The sequence below is a fragment of the Enterococcus sp. 4E1_DIV0656 genome, from assembly GCF_002140695.1.
GTDB classification, from domain to species: domain Bacteria; phylum Bacillota; class Bacilli; order Lactobacillales; family Enterococcaceae; genus Enterococcus_D; species Enterococcus_D entomosocium.
In genome coordinates this window covers 2,657,832-2,681,077 of record NZ_NGLF01000001.1, presented here as the reverse complement: position 1 = coordinate 2,681,077, position 23,246 = coordinate 2,657,832, and the positions used below count along the sequence as shown (strand labels likewise).

20 protein-coding genes, 1 rRNA gene, 1 riboswitch and 2 other annotated features are annotated in these 23,246 nt (G+C 40.6%); of the genes, 1 reads left to right on the top strand and 20 read right to left on the bottom strand.

What is annotated here, in order from left to right; translation table 11 throughout:
- The 15 genes from A5882_RS12660 to A5882_RS12590 all read right to left on the bottom strand — a co-directional run bounded on the left by A5882_RS12660 (window position 1) and on the right by A5882_RS12590 (window position 17,394).
- Entirely contained in the window at window positions 1–654 is a 654-nt protein-coding gene (locus A5882_RS12660; RefSeq protein ID WP_086372864.1) for a phosphatase PAP2 family protein, read from the bottom strand.
- A complete protein-coding gene (locus A5882_RS12655; RefSeq protein ID WP_086372863.1) occupies window positions 651–1,844 on the bottom strand; it encodes an FtsW/RodA/SpoVE family cell cycle protein in 1,194 nt (397 codons plus the stop codon). The genes A5882_RS12660 and A5882_RS12655 overlap by 4 nt, the downstream gene beginning before the upstream one ends.
- A complete protein-coding gene (locus A5882_RS12650) occupies window positions 1,822–2,976 on the bottom strand; it encodes an FtsW/RodA/SpoVE family cell cycle protein (RefSeq protein ID WP_176462029.1) in 1,155 nt (384 codons plus the stop codon). The genes A5882_RS12655 and A5882_RS12650 overlap by 23 nt, the downstream gene beginning before the upstream one ends.
- Window positions 2,977–3,102: 126 nt before the next feature.
- A riboswitch (M-box (ykoK) riboswitch) is annotated at window positions 3,103–3,278 on the bottom strand.
- Window positions 3,279–3,566: 288 nt separating this feature from the next.
- Window positions 3,567–5,462 carry a mannonate oxidoreductase gene (locus tag A5882_RS12645; protein ID WP_086372861.1) on the bottom strand — a complete coding sequence of 632 codons (1,896 nt, stop codon included), beginning with the start codon at window positions 5,460–5,462 and terminating at the stop codon, window positions 3,567–3,569.
- Window positions 5,463–5,821: 359 nt separating this feature from the next.
- Window positions 5,822–7,351 carry an alkyl hydroperoxide reductase subunit F gene (gene ahpF, locus A5882_RS12640; protein WP_061054074.1) on the bottom strand — a complete coding sequence of 510 codons (1,530 nt, stop codon included), beginning with the start codon at window positions 7,349–7,351 and terminating at the stop codon, window positions 5,822–5,824.
- Between the two features lie 9 nt (window positions 7,352–7,360).
- A complete protein-coding gene (ahpC, locus tag A5882_RS12635) occupies window positions 7,361–7,924 on the bottom strand; it encodes an alkyl hydroperoxide reductase subunit C (RefSeq protein WP_005226227.1) in 564 nt (187 codons plus the stop codon).
- Between the two features lie 529 nt (window positions 7,925–8,453).
- The gene (locus A5882_RS12630; RefSeq protein WP_034871989.1) at window positions 8,454–8,657 is read right to left on the bottom strand and encodes a hypothetical protein; all 204 of its coding nucleotides are present in this window, start codon (window positions 8,655–8,657) and stop codon (window positions 8,454–8,456) included.
- A gap of 153 nt (window positions 8,658–8,810) precedes the next feature.
- A complete protein-coding gene (locus tag A5882_RS12625; RefSeq protein ID WP_061054073.1) occupies window positions 8,811–9,770 on the bottom strand; it encodes a permease prefix domain 1-containing protein in 960 nt (319 codons plus the stop codon).
- Window positions 9,767–10,099, bottom strand: a complete 333-nt coding sequence (locus A5882_RS12620) for a PadR family transcriptional regulator (RefSeq protein WP_016612097.1) — start codon at window positions 10,097–10,099, stop codon at window positions 9,767–9,769. Before A5882_RS12620 ends, A5882_RS12625 begins: the two co-directional genes overlap by 4 nt.
- A 185-nt stretch (window positions 10,100–10,284) precedes the next feature.
- Window positions 10,285–11,256: a siderophore ABC transporter substrate-binding protein gene (locus tag A5882_RS12615; RefSeq protein ID WP_008381977.1), complete on the bottom strand. Its 972-nt coding sequence runs from the start codon at window positions 11,254–11,256 to the stop codon at window positions 10,285–10,287.
- Between the two features lie 25 nt (window positions 11,257–11,281).
- The gene (locus A5882_RS12610; RefSeq protein WP_008381979.1) at window positions 11,282–12,040 is read right to left on the bottom strand and encodes an ABC transporter ATP-binding protein; all 759 of its coding nucleotides are present in this window, start codon (window positions 12,038–12,040) and stop codon (window positions 11,282–11,284) included.
- Complete coding sequence (locus A5882_RS12605) at window positions 12,037–12,981, bottom strand: iron chelate uptake ABC transporter family permease subunit (protein WP_061054072.1); 945 nt, start codon at window positions 12,979–12,981, stop codon at window positions 12,037–12,039. Before A5882_RS12605 ends, A5882_RS12610 begins: the two co-directional genes overlap by 4 nt.
- Window positions 12,978–13,928, bottom strand: a complete 951-nt coding sequence (locus A5882_RS12600; RefSeq protein ID WP_008381981.1) for an ABC transporter permease — start codon at window positions 13,926–13,928, stop codon at window positions 12,978–12,980. Before A5882_RS12600 ends, A5882_RS12605 begins: the two co-directional genes overlap by 4 nt.
- Before the next feature lie 635 nt (window positions 13,929–14,563).
- Window positions 14,564–15,928 carry an FAD-dependent oxidoreductase gene (locus A5882_RS12595; protein ID WP_061054071.1) on the bottom strand — a complete coding sequence of 455 codons (1,365 nt, stop codon included), beginning with the start codon at window positions 15,926–15,928 and terminating at the stop codon, window positions 14,564–14,566.
- On the bottom strand, window positions 15,925–17,394 hold the full coding sequence (locus tag A5882_RS12590) for a helix-turn-helix domain-containing protein (protein WP_008381983.1): 1,470 nt from the start codon (window positions 17,392–17,394) through the stop codon (window positions 15,925–15,927). Before A5882_RS12590 ends, A5882_RS12595 begins: the two co-directional genes overlap by 4 nt.
- Window positions 17,395–17,556: 162 nt before the next feature.
- Between A5882_RS12590 and A5882_RS12585 the strand changes: the two genes are divergently transcribed.
- Window positions 17,557–18,660 (top strand): SLC13 family permease, encoded by a 1,104-nt coding sequence (locus tag A5882_RS12585; RefSeq protein ID WP_061054070.1) that lies wholly within the window; start codon window positions 17,557–17,559, stop codon window positions 18,658–18,660.
- A 130-nt stretch (window positions 18,661–18,790) separates the two neighbouring features.
- On the opposite strand, the gene A5882_RS12580 is transcribed toward A5882_RS12585, so the two are convergent.
- From A5882_RS12580 to rrf, 5 genes are all read right to left on the bottom strand, one after another.
- The gene (locus A5882_RS12580) at window positions 18,791–19,504 is read right to left on the bottom strand and encodes a class I SAM-dependent methyltransferase (RefSeq protein ID WP_086372860.1); all 714 of its coding nucleotides are present in this window, start codon (window positions 19,502–19,504) and stop codon (window positions 18,791–18,793) included.
- Window positions 19,505–20,512: a zinc-binding alcohol dehydrogenase family protein gene (locus A5882_RS12575; RefSeq protein ID WP_086372859.1), complete on the bottom strand. Its 1,008-nt coding sequence runs from the start codon at window positions 20,510–20,512 to the stop codon at window positions 19,505–19,507. It lies immediately after the preceding gene.
- Between the two features lie 71 nt (window positions 20,513–20,583).
- Window positions 20,584–21,639, bottom strand: coding sequence for a hypothetical protein (locus A5882_RS12570; RefSeq protein ID WP_176462027.1), 1,056 nt, complete (start codon window positions 21,637–21,639; stop codon window positions 20,584–20,586).
- A complete protein-coding gene (locus A5882_RS12565) occupies window positions 21,608–22,522 on the bottom strand; it encodes a hypothetical protein (RefSeq protein WP_005236214.1) in 915 nt (304 codons plus the stop codon). The genes A5882_RS12570 and A5882_RS12565 overlap by 32 nt, the downstream gene beginning before the upstream one ends.
- Window positions 22,523–22,661: 139 nt before the next feature.
- Window positions 22,662–22,777: ribosomal RNA gene (gene rrf / locus A5882_RS12560) — 5S ribosomal RNA — on the bottom strand.
- Window positions 22,778–22,870: 93 nt separating this feature from the next.
- Window positions 22,871–23,133, bottom strand: a sequence feature (23S ribosomal RNA rRNA prediction is too short).
- 19 nt (window positions 23,134–23,152) lie between these two features.
- Window positions 23,153–23,246: a sequence feature (23S ribosomal RNA rRNA prediction is too short), on the bottom strand.

Sequence of the window (23,246 nt, the reverse complement as noted above, 5' to 3'; positions counted from 1 at the left end):
TTATCTCCCCCTAAGTACATATTTTTTGATTGAAAAGACGAAAGCATAGGTGATATAACTGATCCCACTTGCCAATAAAATACTTGCTAGCAAGTCGCTGGGATAGTGAACCCCAAATAGCAACCGACTCATCATAATCAGCAACAAATAGATCAATCCTAGAAATAGGGCCATGTTTTGGATAAAGTGACGCTTGTCTCTTTTGGCAGGAACTGTTTGCCCCAAGAAAAAGAGGAGAGAAATAATCAACGTGGTCGCTAATAATGTATGTCCACTCGGAAAACTTGCTGATGCCCGTTCCATACTGTCAGCAAAATCCGGTCTCGGTCGATCAACTACTTTCTTGATCACTTGACCAACACCACTGATCACAATCATATTCCCCATCAACCAAAGACTTTCTAACCGCTGCTTGCGCATAAATAAAATACTTGCTAACAGGAAATGAACGACAGCTATGGGAATGATCGTAGCCGTACTGGCAAGTGGGAGAAAAAGCGATTCCACAGCAGGTGTCCGCCATTGAGGCAACTGGGAAAAAAGGTTGTCGATGCTTTGGAACCAGCGCGGTTCTAATGCAACGAGGAAAAACAGCCATGCAAAACAGCTGCAGAGTATTCCGCCTATCACTCCTTTTTTTGCTGTTTTACTCATGTTAAGCTCCTACTTTCTTTTAATGTATACGACCTATTTTTGGCTTTTATCGGAAATTTGTCTAACCCAAAGATAATTCCCATAGCAATGCTGATCGCAATCAGAGAGGTTCCTCCTTGACTTAAGAATGGTAAGGGAATGCCGGTTAAAGGCAGCAAACCGATCGCCGCTCCGATGTTTTCAAAAATTTGAAAAACCAAACCAAACACATAGGTAATCGCAATATAGACCGATGCTTTGTTATTTGTTTTTAAAGCAGCAAAAATGATTTGATAGATCAGATAGAAATAAAGGAAGATGACTAAAGTACTTCCTAAAAAGCCATACGTTTCTCCAATGACTGTAAAGATCATATCTGACTCCCGAACCGGCACATACACCGTTGTATGGGTATCAGGTGCCCCCAATAAGCCGCCAGAACCAATCGCCCACATACTGCGGACTTGTTGGAAAGCGATGGAATCTTGGTACGCGAGTGGATCTGCCCAGGCTCTCACCCGATCCAATTGATATTGTGAAAAGTGAAGGCGAAACAACACACGATTGCCCCATTCCGTGAATACGAGTAGCAACAAAATAGCACCAAGAGCGGCAATCAAACCGATCACGACGGTCAGTATTTTCCAATGAACACCGGAAATGATGAATAAGGCACCTAACATCACGATAAACACCAAACTCGTTCCAAAGTCCCGCTGCATAAACATCAATAAAAATGTGGGTAAGCTGTATAGCAGGATCTTAGTAACATAGATCAAATCGGATTTGATTGTTCGTTCTGCTTTACGTTTCTCATAGACTAGAGTGAGATAGACCATAAAGAGCATAAAGGCCACTTTCATAAACTCAGAAGGCTGAATCGTAAACGCACCAAATCTGATCCACCGTTTGGTGTGCGTTTGTTCAAACATCGTTTGATCGTAAAACCAATGAAGAGAGGCCATCAAACCAAGTGATAGTAAGTACAAAAGACCAGAAAAGCGGAGGAGTAAATTCGTAGGAATCAAACTCGTTACAAAAAGAGCAATCGCCGAAAGGATACAAAAGAGGATCTGCCGAAAAACAATCCCTGAAGGATCATTGCCATCCATCACAGAAGCCTGATGTTGTACCCAGATACTTAACAAAAACAGCAGGAAAATCGGCAGCAATAAAGCATAGTTTGCTTCATGTCGTTTGAGGAACTTCATTAAGTATACCCTCCTCTCGTTCTAGTTTCAGGCATAAACTGAAGGCAAATGAAAGAATAAAGTAACTGGAGCCACCATAACTAATGAATGGCAAAGGTACCCCCGTCATCGGCATCAACCCTAAAATACTGGCAATATTGATACTTGTTTGTAATAACAGCAACGTGCTGGTTCCCAATAATATTAAGCCAATCTGAGGATTTGCGATTGCCGCTGATCGTATAAACAGACGTAAAATGATTACGAATAATAAAGCGATGACAAAAATGCCGAAAATCAACCCTAATTCCTCTACTAAAACGGAGAAAATAAAATCAGTCTCTGCTACTGGTAAAAAGCCTTTCTTGGTGATGCTATTTCCTAAACCAAGGCCCGTAAGACCACCATTGAACAAAGCATAGTAGGAATGGATCATTTGGAATCCTTGATTATATGGGTCGGAAAATGGATCTCCCACTAATCGAATTCGGTTATACACATGCATAAACATGTGGGGCAATAAATCATTGTTTCCTAAAAAGAGGATCAACATAGCAACCAAGAACAGACTGATTAATAACCCGCCAAACAAAAGAGCCGTGAGTTTAACGGGTACCTGAACCGTGGTAATCATGATAAAAGCCAAGAAAAGTAAAATCATCACGCCGGCTACTTTTGGTTGAATGAGGATCAACACACAGCACAAAAATAAAACGAAAAGCGGACGTTTCATTTCCTGCAAGGTAGTTTTTGCTGATTGAAAGTAATGAGCAAGGTATAAGACCATGCCCACATTCACGATCTCTGAGGGCTGAAATTGTATCCCTACAATCGAGACCCATCGTTGCGCTCCATTGACAGAAACACCGAAAAACGGCAAACGTGCCAATAGTAAAGTAAAGACGCCAAATGCCAACAGACCGATCGCTAAATATTTACTGAGCAGAATCTCACGCCGTGTTCGCTGAATAATGAAAAAGAGCACCCAGCTGAGTAACAGAAAGACAAGCTGACGCATAAATAAGCTTGCTGGCGGCTGATCTCTCGTTAATAAACGATAAGAACTTGCACTATAAATCATTAAAAGACCGATAAGGCTCAATAGCAAATAAGCTATGATCAGCAGCCAATCGATCTTCTTTTTTTCTATCATTGCTTCCACTCCTCTTGCCTTGGAGTAGGTGTTCAGACGGTACCAGTTATTATGCCCTTTGAGCTTAGTCATCCATCAAAGAGAAAAGCAAAAAAGTCTCACTTCTCTTAGGACGTCAGACTTTGCTAGCAATCTCATCGTCCGAGTTTTAGCACTATACAACGTAAAGAAAGTTGTTCCCTTTCTTAGCTATTTTATGAAAAGCCTTAATCCGACAATTCCTGTTTTACACATTGGCGTCTTTCGACGTTTCTGCGCAATAGCTTATGTTTGTATAGGAGCCTCACCTAACAAGGTTATATGTTATTTTCAATCCACTATGAATGGTACCCTTCCTCGTATAAAGATACAACCCATTCTTTGTTATTTTTATTTTTCTTTAACTTTTCTTAAAGAATTTAGATATTTCGAGTAATTTCCGATATTTAAAGAAAAATCAATGGAAATCATTCGACCATCACTGGATTCCCTTCGATCATACACGTTATTAAAAAACGGTCATTTTCAAAAAAAGACAGCTCTTTTTCTAAAACTCGAAAAAGAGCTGCTTTCTTGATTTTATACTCCCGCTCTAAATATATCTGTGCCGATCAATCCAATGATCGTTTGGCCTGACGCTCTTGCGCTGCTTTTCGTAACTGCTTTTGCGCTTTTTTAGACCCACGTTCAATATCTCGGGTAAATTTACGTTGGGCAAAATCGGAAAATAATTGATCTAGATCATAGCCGGCTGGATAGAGTGCTTCTCGTTTGGTGAGCAGTTGCAATCGCCGAGCAGCAACAACGAAACATTGTTTCTCAATATAAATCTTCGCTTGTCCCTGTTCCAAGTATTCATAAAAAACTCCCCGTTTTTCATGCTCTGCTGAAAAGACCTGGTCTCCCTTTTGAAAAATGTGCTCAGACTTTGTTTCCTGAGGATCGGTTCGTTTTCTGGACGTCTCAAAAGGCTGCTTCTCAAAAGAATAAGATTTATTCTTTAAATAGTCCTTTGCCGTTTGCACGACCTCAGCAGGAATCGCCATTTTTTCGGCGATCCAAAACGCATTACTTTCACCGACCGCATTGGTCAACAAGCGGTATTTCGGCGTCAGGGTCTTGGCATCAAAAGCCATCGCCGCTGTTTCAAAATCTTGGTGATCAAGAGCAAACTGCTTGATTTCACCATAATGAGTCGTGGCGATCATTAACGCCCCCGATCGATAGATCGATTCCATAATGGCGATCGCTAAAGCTGCCCCTTCATTTGGTTCAGTCCCGCTGCCAATTTCATCTAACAAAACGATACTGTTCCGGCTGGCATTCGTCATGATCTGTGCAATATTCGACATGTGTCCAGAAAAGGTACTTAAAGAATTTTCTAGACTTTGCTGATCCCCGATATCCATCCAAAGACTTTTTAAAAACGGCACGCTGCTGTTGCCATTATGCGCTGGAAACAAGCCGTAATGTGCCATCGCACAAACGAGTCCGACGGTTTTTAAGACAACCGTCTTACCACCAGCATTCGGCCCTGTGATGACCATACATCGGTTCTCTTCTCCTAGTTTTAAAGATAGAGGAACAGCATCAGTGCCCAGTAAAGGATGCCGGACTTGATCAAGAAGCAAAACTTCTTCTTCAGTAATTGCTATCGGTTGACCATTGATTTCCCGACAATACTTTCCGCGAGCAAAAATAATATCTAGTACCACTAAAATATCAAGACAGGCAAATACTGCATTCATTTGTTCGGCGATTGCCCCGGTCAATTCTGATAAAACTTGGTATTGGGCGGCCGTTTCTTCCGCCTGTGCCAAAATCAATCGATCATTCAGACGGGCAGCTGCCTCTGGTTCAATAAAAACAGTCGCGCGTTTATTAGAACGTTCGATGATCGTCCCTTTAATTTGCTGTTGAAATTCGGCACGTACCGGCAGCGTATAACGGTCGTTCTTTTTGATCACACGGTTTTCTTGCAGATAGCGACTTTCTTTAAAAAACTTTGCAAAAACTTTTTTTAAATCGGCCTCATATTTCTCAATTATGCCACGAATTTTCCGTAATTCTCGGCTGGCGTTACTATCTACCTGACCATTGCGAATTTTTTGGAAAATCATTTCGGCGATTTCAGAAAAGTCGGCCAACCCCTGAGCATAGTGATGCAATCTTGGGGCAATTGATTGATTTTTTTCAAACAATTGACGGATGATTCGAAAAGACCGTAAAAAGTCTCCGTATTCAATCAATTCCTGTGGCTCCAATACAAAGCCTTTTTCAATCTTCTCCGTATGATGTAAGACATGCTGCAGCCCCATGAAAGGGACTTGACGTCCGGCGTCTAATAGCGCCATCGCTTCAGTTGTCTCAGACACTCGTTTTTGGGCGGAATGGATCGTAGCTGCTGGTTTTTCATTGGCAAAACGTGCTTTACCATAATCGCTGATTATTTTTTTACTTACTTGTTCTTTAATTTGTTCAAATTCAGTTGCTTGAGGTATCTTCATGAGTGATCCTTTCTTGTGCCTGAGGATCCCGGTAACATCCCCGTCCAAAAAAGTGTACAAAAAAAGCGATAGTCTCCCATCACCTGATTCATCAATAACGATTTTTATCGGTATCTACAGGCACAACAAATAAACAGTCTGTTTTTGCTTATTTGTTTTAATTAGCTGATTAGATACCTACGACACTCATTAATATACCTCTTTCTTTTTTGAACGAGTTTTTTTCATTGTAATATAGAAACTGTCCTGCTGTCAACTTCCCTCAAATCTCCTTCCCCTCAAAGAAAAAACGTCTCAGAAGCTGCTAGAAGCTCCTGAGACGTTTCTGATCTAGATCAAATAATAAGCTACTTACCTACTTACGAGCGAATCAGGTAATCAAACGCACCTAACGCAGCAGTAGCACCTGAACCCATTGAAGTGATGATCTGTTTGTATACACTATCGGTACAATCTCCCGCTGCAAAGACGCCTTCAATGTTGGTTGCTCCATGTTTGTCTACCACGATCTCATTACGCTCGTTTAAAACGATGCGGTCTTTTAACCATTCAGTATTCGGCATTAAGCCAATCAAAATGAAGACACCCTCCACAGCTAATGTGAATTCGCCATTCGTTTCGCGATCAACGTAGGTCAATTGTTCGACATGATCGGATCCAGCAATTTCCTTCGTTGCGGCATTCGTAATAACAGTCACATTTTCTAACGTGTTCAAACGGTTTTGTAGCACAAGGTCCGCTTTTAGTTCTGGTAAAAATTCAAGAACGTAGACATGTTTTGCCATGCCAGCTAAATCGATCGCTGCTTCGATCCCAGAGTTTCCGCCGCCAATGACAGCAACCTCTTTCCCAGCAAATAACGGGCCGTCACAATGTGGACAATAGGCAACACCTTTATTTTTGAATTCTTTTTCTCCCGGAACATTGATGTTGCGCCAGCGAGCACCGGTTGCTAAAATAGCCGTTTTGGTTTTTAATACTGCGCCATTTTCTAATTCAACTTCGATGACATCATTGCGACGAATATCCTTGGCACGCTGCCCTTTCATGACATCGACTTTATATTCGTTGATGTGCTCTTCTACCTGACGCATTAATTTTGGTCCTTCGGTATAAGGGGTACCGATCATGTTTTCGATACCAAGGGTTTCCATCACTTGGCCACCCATTGTTTCGACAACCATCCCAGTATTGATACCTTTACGCGCTGCATAAATCGCTGCACTTCCACCTGCAGGTCCGCCACCGACGACCAAAACATCGAAAAGCTCTTTTTCAGCAAAATCATCTTTACTCGTTGGACCAGCTGCTTTTTCCAATAATTGTTCGATCGTTTGACGGCCGCTTGCAAATTCTTCCCCATCTAGAAAGACTGTTGGCACAGCCATAATTTTTTTCTTGTCAATTTCTTCTTTGAACATCCCACCTTCGATCATGGTGTGGCTGATGGAAGGATTTAGCACTGCCATGATATTTAACGCTTGAACAACATCAGGACAGTTATGGCAGGTCAAACTGACATAGGTTTCAAAATGTAATGGCTTATCGATCGCTTTGATACGCTTTTGTAGTGCTTCGTCAATTTTCGGCGGACGACCGCTTACTTGAAGCAACGCTAAAATAAATGAAGTGAACTCATGTCCTAACGGTAAACCAGCAAAAGCGATGCCGCTTTCTTCACCGGGACGATTGATCGAAAAGCTTGGTGTCCGTTCACTTGCTACAGCTTGAATCGTGATTTTTGACGACATTTCTGCGATTTCTTCTAAGAATTCACGTACTTTCGTTGAAGAATCATCCTCACCTAAAGTCGCCGCAAAAACAACCTCTGATTCTAGCATCGCTAGATATTGCGTCAGTTGGTCTTTGATTGCCTTATCTAATGCCATGAGAGCCTCCTAAATCTTGCCTACAAGGTCTAAGCTTGGCGTTAAAGTTTCTTCGCCTTCTTTCCATTTTGCAGGACATACTTCACCTGGATGGGTACGGACATATTGTGCGGCACGGATTTTATCGATCAAACCACTAGCATCACGACCGATACCATCCGCATTGATTTCAACCGTTTGTACCACACCATCCGGATCGATGATAAATGTACCACGTTGAGACAAACCTGATGCTTCGTCTAATACATCAAAGATTTCTGAGATCACATGAGAAGGATCAGCAATCATGATATATTCGATTTTATTGATTGCATCAGAGTGGTCATGCCACGCTTTATGTGTGTAGTGGGTATCAGTTGATACAGAATAAACTTCTGCGCCTAATTCTTTTAATGATGCATATTGGTCTTGCAAATCCTCAAGTTCTGTCGGACAAACAAATGAGAAATCTGCAGGATAAAAACAAACAACGTTCCATTTTCCTTTAAAATCTTCTGATGAAACATCGATAAATTTTCCATTGTGGTAAGCTTTCGCTTCGAATGAACCAATCTCTTTTCCAATTAATGACATATCATTTCCTCCAATTAGAATAATTATTTGAGAATAATCTCTATTAATTATTAGTATATCTAACTACAAAATGCAATAGTTTATTCAGAAATAGTCAAAAAAAATGTTATCATCCTCAGAAACTGTCTCTTATACACATCTAGATGTGTATAAGAGACAGCTATTGCATTGTGGTAAGCTTTCGCTTCGAATGAACCAATCTCTTTTCCAATTAATGACATATCATTTCCTCCAATTAGAATAATTATTTGAGAATAATCTCTATTAATTATTAGTATATCTAACTACAAAATGCAATAGTTTATTCAGAAATAGTCAAAAAAAATGTTATCATCCTCAGAAATGAGCATATTTATTTTTTATCGAAAGCAAATGGAGTATAGTAATAAGTTTGACTAATCATTTCTAAGCAAAGTTCCTACCTGTTAGATTCTCAATTACATCTCCTATTCTCAATTAAACAAAAAAAGATTGCCTCTTCCTATGATTCCTCGCAAAGTAAGGTGAGTCATAGAAAAAGACAATTTTTTTATTTAGTATTGAAATAGTTGAACAATCCACCGATCGTTCGCTCCCTCAACGTGATCCGCTTGCCGTCTAGAAAAACTTCTTCGACTGGGTAATGGTCTTGAAAAGGTGGGACTTCCAAGTATTGGCTCGCAAGAAAGCGCTCCGGGGATTCAACTGTTGTTACTTCTTTGCTGCCATTTTTCAGATAATGAATTTCTAACATATCCATTGCCTCTTTTCTTGTATTCTGAACTTTTAAAAAAGCAATGAGAACATCTCATTTCTCGCCGTTCTTTTTTGCTTAATTCAGTTACAAGGCGTATTATAGTCTTCCTTTTTTTAAAAGTAAAGAAAGCACTCTCGGTTGAAATGTCTCTTATTTTTTGGCTTTTGTCTGACCGATAAAGTAGTCTTCTAAAACACCACCAATAACAAAAATGACCCAAGAGTAAGCCCAGGCATGAAACATGAAGGACCAAAGCATGTAAACGACCAAAATCACTGGCCAGTAGACTGTTCGAAAAAAGGTAACTCTACCAGCGGATTCGCCATATTTATGACGTGTTGCTCGATCACCGGGATGATCTTCGTCGCGAATAAAATACGTTTCCGAAGCCAATTTCGCAAACCCTGCCCGAATAATACTTACATAAATAATAAAGAACACACCTACTGCAACCGTCAAGAAAAATAGCGCAATACCGAATTCGACAGAGTAATAAATCAGCTCGCTTAACAGTACAGGCGCAATCGAAAAAATGCAGGCGCCAATTCCTAAAACGAGACCAATTCGAAAACTTTTTTCATAATTTGCGAGTTGCTGAGCGGCTTCTCGTTTAGCATCCCTTTTGATCGGACGATCATCTAACTGTTTACGAGCACCGGAAAAGTGCAAACTGCTAGAGATGATAAAACCAACCCCGATGGCGATAAAAAGGATCATCACCATTACACCAAATAATTCCGCATAGAAACTAACAAAAAGCATCAAAGCTGCAAAAGCTGCGATACAAAAGCCGATTCCCAAAGACAACGAAAAAGCAAAGTGCCGCACAGTTCCCCAATAATCAAACGCATCGTCTTCTGTGATGGCATCGGACCAATCATCAATCGGCTCTTCTTCTTTTGAAACATCTAACTCTTGCAGCAGTTCATCCACCGAACCAAACTCGCTGATCACCGCACCGATGGCTTCATGCTCACTTTTCCCTTGGTGAATCAGTTCCAAGTAATGGTCTTCCATAATCGCTAAAAGATCTTCTTTTGCCTTCTTCGTTTCCGGTGTGATGGGTACTGATAAAAATAAGCTGTCTAGATAGTCATGAATGGTTTTCATTTGTCTCCTCCTTGTAAGAACTGGTCAACGACGATCTTCGTCTGCTGCCACTCCAATAGTTTCTCCGAAAGGCTTGCTTTTCCGTCTGCAGTTATCTGGTAATAGGTCCGCTTTTTGCCATGTGTCACTTCTCCGGGATACGAACGGATCAATCCTTGTTTTTCTAACCGAGTAAAAGCGGAATACAACGTCGTTTCTTTGATCACATATAAAGCATCTGTTCCTTCACGAATACGCTTGGATATTTCATATCCATAAGAGTCTTCTTTCGAAAGAATGGATAAAATGATTGCGTCGTTATAGCCGCGAATTCCGTCACTCGAGATCACGCAATCGCCTCCTAAATTACTTCATCTGTCGTACTAATTATAAATCAATTACTACGACAGGTAAAGTAAAGCTGGATAACTTGTCAAAAATCAGTCGCAGGTCCTAGAAACAGTTCGAATAAAAAGACACGCTTTCTCAGTAAACTGATAAGCGTGTCCCTTATTACTTAATTTTTTTCACCTATTTATTCAACGGCTGGCTTGACATCATCCATCATCAATTGGATCGACTCCAATCCGGAACCAGCTAAATACCAAACCGCAGCATCCAATTCAATCACTTGATCGTTTTGCCCTGCATTTGTTTCTTGAACAATTTCATTTGCAACAAATTCACTTTCGCTTTCATTGCCACCGATCGCTTTTGTCCGATCGATCACGAAAATGACATCAGGATTTTTTTCAAGCAAGTACTCATAAGAAATACTTTGTCCATGTGTCGACGCCTCTAATTCCTCATCTACTGCTGGGAAACCAAACGTGTCATACAAGATACTGTAACGAGAACCTGGACCAAAAGCAGAAAGATTGCCTTCATTTACCATAACAACCAAGGCTTTCTCGTCAGCATTTTGCGCTTGCTCCTTCAAGGTATCAATCTGACCTTGTAACGATGCTAGTTGTTCTTGCGCTTCCTCTTCCTTACCAAAAATTTGACCAATGGTCGTAATGTTGGCTTCGATCGATGCCCAAGTATCACTATTGTCAACGCTTAAGAAAACGGTTGGCGCGATTGCAGACAATTCCTCTTGGAAATCACGTTGTCGACCAGAAATAATGATTAGGTCTGGCTGCAGTTGATTGATTTTTTCTAAATCAGGCTCTTTGATTCCCCCTGCTGATTCAACATCCGCATACGCTGATAAATAATCTGGCAAATTGCTGGTTGCGGCAGCAACGATTCGATCCCCAAGGCCAAGTGCATCCATCGTATCTAATGCACTGTTGTCAAAGACAACAACTTTTTCCGGCGCATAAGGAACAGTGACAGTCCCATTGCTGTCCGTAATCTCGACTTCTGTCGGCGTTTGTGTACTTTCTTCTACTTGGGTTTGAGCTGTACCCGTTGAATCTGTTGTCCCTGTATTATTCGAGCCGCAAGCGGTCAACCCCGCTAATACGAAAATACTCATAAAACTTACTGCTATTTTTTTCATTTTTTCCTCCTTTGAAACATATTTTTTATTGGAAGGTGTAGCAAAATTGCCGCCCATCCACTTGTACCAGTTTGATTGGAATCTCATACAATGATTCTAATAGTTGTTCTTGAATCACTGCCTCTGTGTCAGCCGCTTTAAAAATCTGACCATCTTTCATCGCGACGATGTGATCGGCATACCGTGCTGCAAAATTAATGTCGTGCAAAACGATCACAACAGTTTTCTGATAGTCTTCCACCAAGGTTGTCAATAGCTTCATCAGCTGGTTGGCGTGTTTTAAATCTAAATTGTTTAACGGTTCGTCCAAGAGTAGATAATCTGTATCTTGGGCTAAAATCATCGCCAAGTAAACTCGTTGTAACTGACCACCAGAAAGTTCATGAATCGATTGATCACTATATTCGGTTAGAGATAACTTAGACAAAGCGTCATCAATGATCCCATCATCTGCTGCCGATTGTCGCCCCCGGTTATACGGATAGCGACCAAATGCCACCAGCTCTCTTACAGTCAGATTGACGGCATAGCGATTGCTTTGCTGCAAAAAAGCCATTTTTTTTGCTAGCTCTTTGGACTTCCATTGACGAATCTCCGTTCCATCCAGATAAATATCACCGGTGCGTTGATCCAACATCCGACTGACTAAAGAAAGCAAGGTACTTTTTCCGGCACCATTGGGCCCGATGAAGGCAATCATTTTCTGTTCCGGCAACGCTATGGAACATTCCGTCAAAACTTGTGTTTTTGCATAATTCTTGGATACATTTTTGGTTTCGATCATGTTTTTTTCCTTTCCAGCAGCAATTTGCTTATAAAGAAGATACCGCCTAATAATTGGATCACGGTGCCGATGGTCGTTTGCCATTGAAAGACCTGTTCCACTAGGAATTGACCTCCTACCAACAGGAGAAAACCAATCAAACTCCCACCGAAAAACAACCAACCGTGACGATAAGTTGGGAAAAGCTGATAGGTGATCGTTGCCACCACAAAGCCTAGAAAAACTGCTGGACCAACTAAAGCAGTGGCGGTGCCTGTCAGTAAAGCAATCAAAAATAAAACACCTTTATGAAGCCATTGAACAGATACACCTAAACTTTTGGCTTGCCCACTTCCTAAATGGAGCAAATTCAATTCTGGAATCAGCAGAACCAGACAGATACTCCCTAGCAAAATGATCGCGGCAGCAATCAATAGATGCTGGGTATTGATATTGCCAAAGCTGGCAAACAAACGACCTTGTAGTAAATCATATTCATTTGGATCCATCAACACTTGCAGAAAGGTGCTGAGACTACCGAACATCGTGCCACAGACCATCCCTGCCATCAATAACAAAAACAACCCAGCGACTGCTTTTTGATAGAAAAAGCCAATTAAGAAGCTACCTAGAACGGCAGTTAAGCCGACAGAAAACAAAAACATCGTTGCTGTTTCTTGGCTCAGCATCTGAATTCCTCCGATAAAAAAGAAACAAAGGGTTTGAACAAGAACATACAGTTGGTCCAAGCCTAAAATTCCAGGGGTCAGATAGCGATTGCTTGTCAGTGTCTGTAAGGTGATGGTACTAAAGGAGATGGCGATTGCAACTAAGGCAAAAGCCAAGATTCGGCGTCCCCTTAATGCAAAAGCAAATGACCAGTTTCCATAGGTGTTATAGGTCAGATAGGCACCACATGCACAAAGGATCAGAAACAACAAAAGAAAGAGTTTTTTCTTCATCGAAATTTCCTCCCCAGAAGCAAAATCAAGAAACAGCAGCCACCCAGTACGCCGGCAACAACACTGACCGGCATTTCATAAGGTGCGATGACGATTCTCGCCAATACATCACACAATAGCAAGAACGCGCTTCCGGCAAAGCTGATCAAAAGCAGATTGTTTTTCAAATGATCCCCAAAAACCATGCCGATCATATTTGGGATAACGATCCCTAAAAAAGGAATTTGCCCCACAGTCAATAAAACGATACTGCTAGCAAACGCCACCAGCGCAAATACAGCAAAACGCAAGAACAAGTAATTGATTCCCAGACTCTTAGCCGCACTTTCTCCTAAACCGGCAATCGTGATCTCATAAGCCAAGAAATACAATAGACCGAAAACGGGAATCGTCAAATACAAAAGTTCATACTGTCCAACCATAATGGTGGCAAAATTTCCTTGCAGCCAAGAAGAAACGTTTTGAACCAATTGGAAGCGATAGGCTAAGAAGCTACTGATAGCCCCGATGATATTACCGAACATCACCCCTGTTAAAGGCAGCATCATTGGATCTTTCTTTGGTAGAAATTGGCTTAAAAATAAAAAGAACAACACACCTGCGTAGGCAAACACAAATGCTGCTGTAGTGCGAATCAAATTTGAGGCATTTGGTAGAAAGAGCATAACGAGCAAAATTCCTAAACGGGCGCTATCCGTCAGTCCAATCGACTCCGAGGCCACAAATTTATTTTGCATCATGTGTTGCATAATTTTTCCACAGATACTAATGATCCCACCTGCAATGATCAAACTGATCGTCCGTGGAAGCCTAACTTTTACCAAAACAAGCCAATGATTCGGATCACCCTGCTGTAAACCTGATAAAGACAATTCATGGGTGCCTGCCAACAAGGAGCAACCCACTAGAAGAACAAAGATCAGCAGTAATCCGATTTTTTTAAACATGCCCCGCCCTCCTTATTGAGAATGATTCTCACTCTCTTTAATAGGGTAACGTATTTCACTTAAAATCACAAGAATTTTTTTAAAAAAATCCCTTTCCTATCGCAATTTCGAAAAAATGAGTGTGTAAAGAAAAGGATTATGTGATGTTTTTCTCTTATATCCTTGCGAGAAAACTTATTTTTACCTCAATATTGTCTATTTTATTGCTTTAATTATAAAATGCTCGCTCATACTATATTCATTTTATGAGGATCATTCAATAACAGATCACTTAGATTTGCAATTATCTTCATCTATTGAAACCCTTGTAAAGCCAGCACTTACTGATGCAATGGTGATGTAACTTTTCAGATAAAAGCAAATGACGCGCCGTCTCCTCCACCTAAACACCATTCGTCTATCGATAAGAATTTGTGAGTAAAAACAGTTTAGTCGTGGAACGAGTTTTATAGTTTTCGTTTTGAGTTTCTTCTTCCAAAAAATCATGATACCAGTTGAATTCAATCTCCGACAAAAGCCTACCTGTTTTCAATACGCGATACCAGTCACTGATTGTAATCGATAGTCTTTCCCGATTATCTGTAATTAAAAAAAATAAACCTACGATCATCGCAGGTTTATCAAGAGTTATTATTTTACTTTAACAAGCCATCAAGGGCTAATTGATTCAAAAAGTGCAAAGGGAAAGAAATGGTTGGATTGAAAAAGTAATCCATTGTCGCTAGTTGGTGCAAGGTCGTCTTGCTATTGATCAAGGTTGAGATCGTATTGATGATCTCCAAACTTCCACGATCACTCGTAATGATTTGTCCCCCCATAATCACTTTCGTTTGCTGATCAAAAATCAGTTTTAACGTTACTTCAAAATCCTCATCTGTCGCGAAAAATGTCCGAGAATGAAATGTCTGCGTCACTGAATCTACTTCAAAGCCGTAATACGGTGCCTCGGTCTCATTAATACCTGAACTGCTGACGAAATAGCCAAACAGTTTACTAACGACGGTCCGTTGCATATTTGGAAAAGGAATTTTCGTCGTTCCCCGTTCATTTGCCAATAAATTGGTGGCAGCAACGATCCCCGTCCGATAAGCATTAGTCACTAAAGGGATATACAAAGAGCTATCCGAATGATTGAAAGGAATCGAAACCAGGTCACCAATTGCATAAATCGCTGGGTCAGACGTTTGTAAATATTCATTTGTAAATACCGTGCCATCGAGATTTAGTTTTAAAAAGTCTTCAACCAATGCGACATTCGGTCGCGGATTTACGGCATAAACGACCACGTCAGCTCGAATCTTGGTTCCGTTTGAAAGCTCGATTCCCTGATATTCACCCTTCTCGTCTTTGATCGTATGGGCGACATTGCTGTTAAGATAGATTTGTAAGTTCTCTGGAAAGCGCGCCATCAAAATTTCAGCAATTTCTTGATCAAAATAACGGAACAAAAGGGTATCCATTCGATCAATCAAATGAACGGCTTTTTGCTGGCCACTTAAAGATTCCGCCAATTCAAACCCAATCAGACCCGCCCCAACGATCGCCACGGTTTGCGCACTTTCGATTTTTTCTAACGCTTGCTTTGATTGACCAATGGTTTTGTAGGTCGTTATATGTGCTTCGACATCTGAGGCAAACTCCGAACGGAAAGTACTCGATCCCATCGCCAAAATCAAGCCATCATAACTCACTTCGTCTTCTTGCTGATAAGATTCCGTTGATGTGACAAAATGAACCGTTTGTTCTTGCGGAAAGATTTTTGTGACTTCACTGTTTAACATCACATTGATTCCTTCAGAAAGAAGCTCACTCGCAGTTGCCGTTCGGGAATCTTCCAATCGTTGAATGTAGCCTTCCAGCACTAAATTCAAACTGCTAGCAACATAACCCAGAACGCTTGATTTTTCAATAATTATCACATCGACTTTTGGGTCAACTTTTTTTAAATGACGGGCAGCAGCAATTCCTGCATGAGAGCCTCCAATAATCACTATTCTCATATCTTTTCCAACTCGCTTTCAAGGTTCTCATTGCGTATTTCATCCACGATTTGATGAAGCCGCTCTTCTTCAAATGGGGTTGCCCCACCTGTTAAAATCAATCGTTTTTTATAACGATAGCCTTCCGAGATCTCAGAATGATCAACGATCAATAAATCATAATCCTTCTCCTTCGTCCCCTCAAAATGAATATTCGGATAGCCAGCCAATTCTTTGATCAAAAAACGCCGCAAAAAGCCACTGCGTAATCGTGATTGAGTCAACAAAATGCCGACCGTAAATGCTTTTTCCTGTTTTACTTGAATCCATTGACGGATCAAAAGCAATTCATTGGTCAAATGCTGCTTTTTCTCAAGAGAAAAGGACTGGTTTACGTTTTTCTCCAACTGTTCGATTGCTTGCTGTGCCACTTCAATCAAGCTCTCATTCGCAACACTTTGCGGCTGAAATTCAGCAAAGGCAATAATGCCGCCATGAATATACAACGCTTGGATCGTCACACTCGTCAAGAAGACGCATAATTCCGTAGAAGTTTCTGTAGTCTTTCTCTCACTATCACCAATTGCCTGCAGCAGCTCCCCATTTAACGCATCGATCTCTTGGAAGAAAAGTGATTTTTGCAAGGAGTCATCCAGTGAAGGGCGAATCAAGCCTTCAGCTAATAAAAATAAATAGAAATAAACCGTTTCATAATCGCTCCAGGATACGGCAAAACGACTGAGATAGCGTCCTAATATATTCCGCAAAAGCTGGAACATCGCTTCATTTTCCAATGACTTCAACAATGGATACGATGCTTCATGCTGCTGCGAGCCACGATAATCAAAACGGGCTTCCATAATACCTAACCACAGCCCGACTTTCCAGCGTTCGGATTGACTAAACGTTGTCTGTAGCTGTTTTTCGATTACTCGAATCAAATTGTTGATGGCTGGTGCATTCAAGCGAGCGATCAATTCTTCATTGGGATAACTTTGTGAAAAAAACTGATAATAGAAAAAGCGAATCTGTTTTTCATCCCCAAGCAATTTTTTATTTTTTAATTGGATGTCGAATTCTTTCAATAACTGATTGATGGCTTTGAATCGACGAAACAATGAAGCTTCACTCAACATCAGTTCTAACATCATTTTCGTCGTTGACTCATCTCGATGAAAAAACAAATACGACAATATCTGAAAATCGATTGCTTCTGAAAGATACGCATAAAAGAATTTTTTTAGTGAGAAATCAAGCGGAAGTGTTAACTGTACTTGATCATTTTCTAAATAAGTCAATGCCGCATCCTCATGGAAAGCGACTAAATTTTGATGAAGATTTTGAAGTTCTTTTTGCAAAGTGGGTGCGGAAATGGATAATGTTTTTGCAAGTTTCTTGTAAGAGATTTCTGAGCCGTTCTGAAAAAAAACAGCTAAAATTTGAAAATGAACCTGCTGATTTTTTTCAAGCAGCTGCATAACATTCATTTTTGAACCTCCTTCACCTTTCACATACTAATTTCCCAATTAATGGGTCGTTTGTCAACTATAAAAATTGCCTGAATGCCTTTGAGTTATATAGAAAAAGCGTTATTTATTGTTCCTAAAGCGCGGGAATGGTAAAATTCTTGAGAAGAAAGGTGGTGAACTATGGGAAAACGAATGTTAGCATTTTTTCGAACGGATCGATTATTTTCGATTTCCCTGTTACTAGCACTCATTGCGTGTTTTTTCGGCACCTTCCGTTGGTCATTTATTGACTTTAAAGTGATTTTATCACTGTTTGGGTTGATGTTAGTAATCAATGGGTTAGAAGAAGCTGGTCTTTTACGAGCATTTGGACAAAAATTAGTGGAAAAAAGTCGCAATCTGCGTGACTTGATCCGTTCAATCGTCTTGCTAAGCTTCTTCAGTTCGATGTTTTTAACAAACGACGTGGCTATCTTAACATTATTGCCCATCTACTTACTCTTAGCGAGGAAAGAACAACAGCGCACCAGTGTCTTATTAGGCGCTGTCTATTTGATTGTGGCAGCCAATTTAGGAAGTAGCCTGTTTCCATTTGGAAATCCGCAAAATCTATTTTTATTTTCTTACTATCAGATTTCGCTGCCACAATTCATGTGGACTACCGGCACCTTTGTGGGACTTTCTTTGCTATTACTCCTTGTTTCGATCCAGCTCATCCCAAAGACTCCATTGGAAATCGCCCTGCAAGAAGAACCCTTTGAAAAAAAGCCAGCGCTGCTCAATACAGGATTATTTGTCCTTATGATTCTTGGTATTTTTAGTGTTCTCCCTATTTCAATCGCCGTGCTTGTCGTCGCAGCCGTGGTTTGGTTTAGCAACAAACGATTATTCGCAAAAGTTGATTATCGGTTACTACTTACCTTCCTCTGCTTCTTCTTGATCGTTGGGAATATTCAAGACCAATCTCTGGTCACCGATCTCATTCGACCGTATTTTCAAGAAACGCATCGCGCTTTTTTAGGTAGTATTTTACTCTCCCAAGGAATATCTAACGTTCCAGCAGCAATTTTGATTGCTCCTTTCACCGATTTAGAAAAAGCCGTTCTTTTGGGCGTCAATGTGGGTGGTTTGGGTACATTGATTGCTTCTTTGGCGAATTTGATTGGGTACAAATTATTGAAACAAGCCAGACCCAAAGAAGCGGGAACATTTCAAAAGCTGTTTTTTATCGTCAATGTCATTTTTTTACTGTTATTAGGCAGCATCGTCTACCTTTTATTGTAGCAAACTCTCTTTAAAACGAGATTCCAGCATAAGATGTTTCCAGTCAGCAGTCAACAGAAGTTTACCTGCTGTCCTGTTTCTTGATCTTATGTCAGAATCTCGTTTTTTGATGTCCATTGTGTTATTTCTCCTAGGCTAAGAGAAGCTCAAAGGTGATTTTCGTTTGGCTTTCGACAGTCAATGCCTCACCAAAGACATGTTGAACCATTTCTTGCCGCTGTTCCAATGAATAATCCTCCTCAAAATAAAGATGAAATAATTCTTGATCGATCTCTTCCTTCAAAATATACTCGAATTGCCGACTCTGCCAATCGATCGCTTCTTCTGAAAACCACTTCTTGTAACAAGTATTTAGGTTCAGATCGTTCTTCGCTGAATGATTTTTTTCATAAGGCTGAAACACGTTCTCTTCTTCTGCGATCATTCTTAGAATAATTAATTGATGGGCCTTTCTTTGAAACTGAAGCAAGGTTTCTTTGTCTCTGACTGCTGGATTCATTGCCATAAAAATACAGGGCCAGTGCTGGTCTGCAGATAAAAAGTCTTTTTGGCTCTGCTGAACCAGATGGAGCTTGCTCATCGGATCTTCCATCGTTTCTTCGATGATTTTTAACATTTCTTTTGAAAAATCAATTGCGTAATACTCATCTACATAAGGATAAAAAGCTGAAATGTAGCGACCAGTGCCCGCAGCAAAGTCAACGAAGGTCGATATCGGAAACACTTTCTGCTCCACCAAAAAAGCTGCTGCCTCTTCGGCGATTTTCAATTGGGATTCTCTTTGAATTTGCGCATATTCTTGCGCGAATTCATCCCAAAACAGCATCGCTTCCTCTTCTTCCATTTAGCGGACGCCTCCAGTGATCACTGTCTTTCCTTTCGTTCCTTGCTCAACCGCTTTTGTAGCGTGCTTTAAGGTCTCGATGGTAATTCCTCCATCAAACGTTTGGACCGCAGTCGTATGGATCTTTTTGTCAGCGAGCAACGAGGCGATCCGTTGCAAAATGCCCCCTTGTGTTTCAATCATCAACTGAGCATCTGTTTTTGTGAACATATACTCCCAATAAAAATCGATGCCGAGGTTTTTAAATGGATTTAAATCTAGCGCTTCTTTCGTATTCACGATCATTCCGACTTTGCCAAATGGCAAGATTGCTTTTGTTAATTGTGGCAAATAGGCAGATGCGTCATAAAAAAGTGCAACGGCTGAAAAAGGTTCAGTGATTTGTTCAGCTAACGGCAAGCGGTGATTCAGTACCTGATCCACTTGATTGTCTTTAAGCCACTGATCGTTCTTAGGACTCGCAGTGCCATAGACTGTCAATCCTGCCCATTTTGCTAGTTGCGCCGCAATCGAGCCAACACCACCGCTGGCATTGACCAATAAAATTGATCCTTCATTCGCGTTCTCTTCAGGCACATACCCAAATTTTTCAAAAAGCAATTCCCATGCCGTAATACTCGTTAATGGCATAGCTGCAAGATCACCGTCAGAAAAGCCGGCTGGCGCCTTTGCTGCGATTCGAAAATCAACGACTTGAAACCTTTGATTCGCACCAGGTCGTTGTGTGGTTCCAGCATAAAACACCCGATCACCAACGGCAAAGCCATTAACTGCTGAGCCGATTTCATGTACTATACCTACTGCATCATATCCCTGGATATGGAATTTCTCACTTAAAGTGGTTGTTTGGCGGCGTTTCGTGTCAATTGGATTCACAGAAACAGCTTGCACTTCCACCAATAGATCGTTTGCCTGACAAGTTGGTATTGGAAATTCCTTTTCAATAAATACTTCTGGATCATCTAAAGATCGTCCTTCATAAAAACCTAGTGCTTTATTTATCATCATACTGCTCCTTCCAAAAAAAGTGCTGAATAGTTATAAAAACCATTCTAGCACTTTTAACCAATTTAGAACATTTATTCTTCACCTTGAACGACAAGCGGAACCAAAAACGGATAACTTGTGAAGAAATCCAATAAAGATCGCTTCCATTGATCCGAGTCAATCGTGAGTAACGTTGATTCTGTGTACAAATGAATCGTCAAACGCTGATTTTTATCAAGCAGAACAAGGATCTCGCCTTTGTTTTCTGTGATAAAATCATACGACTGATTCTCCATCGTGATGATGAAAATTTGGTCAAGGACTTCCGCTGCAACAGGAAAATCTGTTTCCATATCGACAGCTAAGGTTTGGGTATTGTCGATCAAACTTGGCGAGACAGTAAAATCCAATTCTTTTAAATGAGCCAGTATCAAATTTACATCGTAATTAAACAGTGAAAGTTGATTGACTGAGAAAATATTATCGGCATGCCATTGACTGATCAGATGTAAAATCTGTTCATCGTTGACCACCACCGACTGGGAATTTGAATTGATTGTCAACAGCGGCAAATAGTTTGATTGGTAACTTGAATTGATCGGATTTAACTTAAAACTAAACTCTAGTTCTTTTGTTTCTGTTAAACGAAAGCGGACATTAAAGTGCTTTGTCTTCCAGGTATCGTAATTGTCGGTAGCTGTTAAATGAATCACTTTTAATGGTTTCAAGAATTCATAGGCATAGTACTCAAGCAAGGTTTTTTTTGCAATGACAGAGATTTCTTGTTCTGTTAAGATCAAATGACGATAATGGTTGAGCAACCCGGAGAAATCCGCCTCCATGATTGATTTTCGCAATTTTAAATCAGCTAGCTCATTTTCGGCTTGTTCAATAAGAGACTCGATACGCTGATGATCTTGTGCTTTTACAGCATAGTAATCATCTTCATATTCCGCTTCCTCTTCCACTAATTTGAAAGAATCATCCTCTACATTGTCTTCTACTAAAGAGCGATCATCAACTGTGGTAGACGCATTGGTTGCTGAATTTTCGTCGACCTCATTGACTTCTTCTGGTTGAACTTCTAGAGTCTCTTCCTGATCCATCAGTTGTGGTTCAAGAGGATTTTTCTGTGTTTCTTTCGTCAATTTCAATCAGCTCCTTTCCCGTATACTGAGCTAAGAAAGCCAATAATTTAGTATTGAATTCTTCAAAAGAACCAAAAAAAGTATCAATTTGTCGGAATTCTTTTTCAACGATTGCTTTCTTTAAACGCAATGTTTGATATTGCTGCTGCAGGCGTTCTTTTTCAGCAAAAACCTCTTCATTATTATTTGAATATCTTTCCCATTCTCTACGTTTGGCTTCTAGAGCTTTCCGGTCAGAAGTCAAACGCTCTAGTTCTTCATCGATTTTTGTCCGATTGAAAAAGCCCTTTGATTCCGTCAATTCATTTTCGGCTTCCGTAAGTTTATCGATCTGATTTTGGATTTCCTTCACTTCTGATAACGCAGTGATCCGTTTGGCTTCCAGCTTGTCCATCTGCTGTTCGATTGCTGTCAGCATCTCACGATTGCCTCGTTGGAACTTTTCCCATTCTTCATCTATCTCAGGGATAACAAAAATTTCGGGAATACTCGCATCGATACCAATCGTCGGCCGCTCATGATAATAGGTTCCTAACTTATAGTAATGCACCGTAGGAGATATTTTGGCACAATGCATCATAAATGGGAAAGCTTGGGTAAAGTTATCGTGGAACTTCCTTGATAACAATTCATCAATCTCATGATTTTGATTTGATGTTTCTTTTAACTGTTTGTGCAATCGACCATTATATATACGATAAATTTCAGGAATATCCTCTTTTTCTATCGCGACTTCAAAATCTTGCAGGTCTTGCAGCATCTGACCTATATTTTTTGAGGCCACTTGTTTAATATCGCCAAAGGATACTTCTTCATTCGTTGAAACTGAAACAACGTCTTGATCTTGAACAACATTTTGTTCTTTTTTGGCATCGTCAGTCATATGATCCCTCCTAAAAATACTTCACTACTAGTGTATCATTTTTTTCCATAAAAAGTTATTTTAAGTGATTGTTTTTAGTAAAATGATACATCGTTGTAATAACAAAAAAACACATGTCAATGAAGACATGTGTTTGACTGCGTGGCGACGTCCTACTCTCACAAAGGGAAACCCTTCACTACAATCGGCGCTAAGAAGCTTAACTTCTGTGTTCGGCATGGTTACAGGTGTATCCTTCTTGCTATCGCCACCACACTATTCAATTGAGTAAGTGTTGCTCACTCAAAACTGGATCGAAGAAATCAAAACGCTACGAGTTTACGTGCTTTTTTCTTTTTGGTTAAGTCCTCGATCGATTAGTATCAGTCCGCTCCAACCATCACTGGCCTTCCACTTCTGACCTATCTACCTGATCATCTCTCAGGGATCTTACTTTCTTAAAGAAATGGGAAATCTCATCTTGAGGTGGGCTTCACACTTAGATGCTTTCAGCGTTTATCCCTTCCCTACATAGCTACCCAGCGATGCCTCTGGCGAGACAACTGGTACACCAGCGGTAAGTCCATCCCGGTCCTCTCGTACTAAGGACAGCTCCTCTCAAATTTCCAACGCCCGCGACGGATAGGGACCGAACTGTCTCACGACGTTCTGAACCCAGCTCGCGTGCCGCTTTAATGGGCGAACAGCCCAACCCTTGGGACCGACTACAGCCCCAGGATGCGAC

Bases quoted from the DNA above. Each gene is read 5' to 3' on its own strand.
- A5882_RS12660 (WP_086372864.1), bottom strand. From the start codon at position 654: ATGAGTAAAACAGCAAAAAAAGGAGTGATAGGCGGAATACTCTGCAGC.
- A5882_RS12655 (WP_086372863.1), bottom strand. From the start codon at position 1,844: ATGAAGTTCCTCAAACGACATGAAGCAAACTATGCTTTATTGCTGCCG.
- A5882_RS12650 (WP_176462029.1), bottom strand. From the start codon at position 2,976: ATGATAGAAAAAAAGAAGATCGATTGGCTGCTGATCATAGCTTATTTG.
- A5882_RS12645 (WP_086372861.1), bottom strand. From the start codon at position 5,462: ATGAAGATACCTCAAGCAACTGAATTTGAACAAATTAAAGAACAAGTA.
- ahpF (WP_061054074.1), bottom strand. From the start codon at position 7,351: ATGGCATTAGATAAGGCAATCAAAGACCAACTGACGCAATATCTAGCG.
- ahpC (WP_005226227.1), bottom strand. From the start codon at position 7,924: ATGTCATTAATTGGAAAAGAGATTGGTTCATTCGAAGCGAAAGCTTAC.
- A5882_RS12630 (WP_034871989.1), bottom strand. From the start codon at position 8,657: ATGTTAGAAATTCATTATCTGAAAAATGGCAGCAAAGAAGTAACAACA.
- A5882_RS12625 (WP_061054073.1), bottom strand. From the start codon at position 9,770: ATGAAAACCATTCATGACTATCTAGACAGCTTATTTTTATCAGTACCC.
- A5882_RS12615 (WP_008381977.1), bottom strand. From the start codon at position 11,256: ATGAAAAAAATAGCAGTAAGTTTTATGAGTATTTTCGTATTAGCGGGG.
- A5882_RS12610 (WP_008381979.1), bottom strand. From the start codon at position 12,040: ATGATCGAAACCAAAAATGTATCCAAGAATTATGCAAAAACACAAGTT.
- A5882_RS12605 (WP_061054072.1), bottom strand. From the start codon at position 12,981: ATGAAGAAAAAACTCTTTCTTTTGTTGTTTCTGATCCTTTGTGCATGT.
- A5882_RS12600 (WP_008381981.1), bottom strand. From the start codon at position 13,928: ATGTTTAAAAAAATCGGATTACTGCTGATCTTTGTTCTTCTAGTGGGT.
- A5882_RS12595 (WP_061054071.1), bottom strand. From the start codon at position 15,928: ATGAGAATAGTGATTATTGGAGGCTCTCATGCAGGAATTGCTGCTGCC.
- A5882_RS12590 (WP_008381983.1), bottom strand. From the start codon at position 17,394: ATGAATGTTATGCAGCTGCTTGAAAAAAATCAGCAGGTTCATTTTCAA.
- A5882_RS12585 (WP_061054070.1), top strand. From the start codon at position 17,557: ATGGGAAAACGAATGTTAGCATTTTTTCGAACGGATCGATTATTTTCG.
- A5882_RS12580 (WP_086372860.1), bottom strand. From the start codon at position 19,504: ATGGAAGAAGAGGAAGCGATGCTGTTTTGGGATGAATTCGCGCAAGAA.
- A5882_RS12575 (WP_086372859.1), bottom strand. From the start codon at position 20,512: ATGATGATAAATAAAGCACTAGGTTTTTATGAAGGACGATCTTTAGAT.
- A5882_RS12565 (WP_005236214.1), bottom strand. From the start codon at position 22,522: ATGACTGACGATGCCAAAAAAGAACAAAATGTTGTTCAAGATCAAGAC.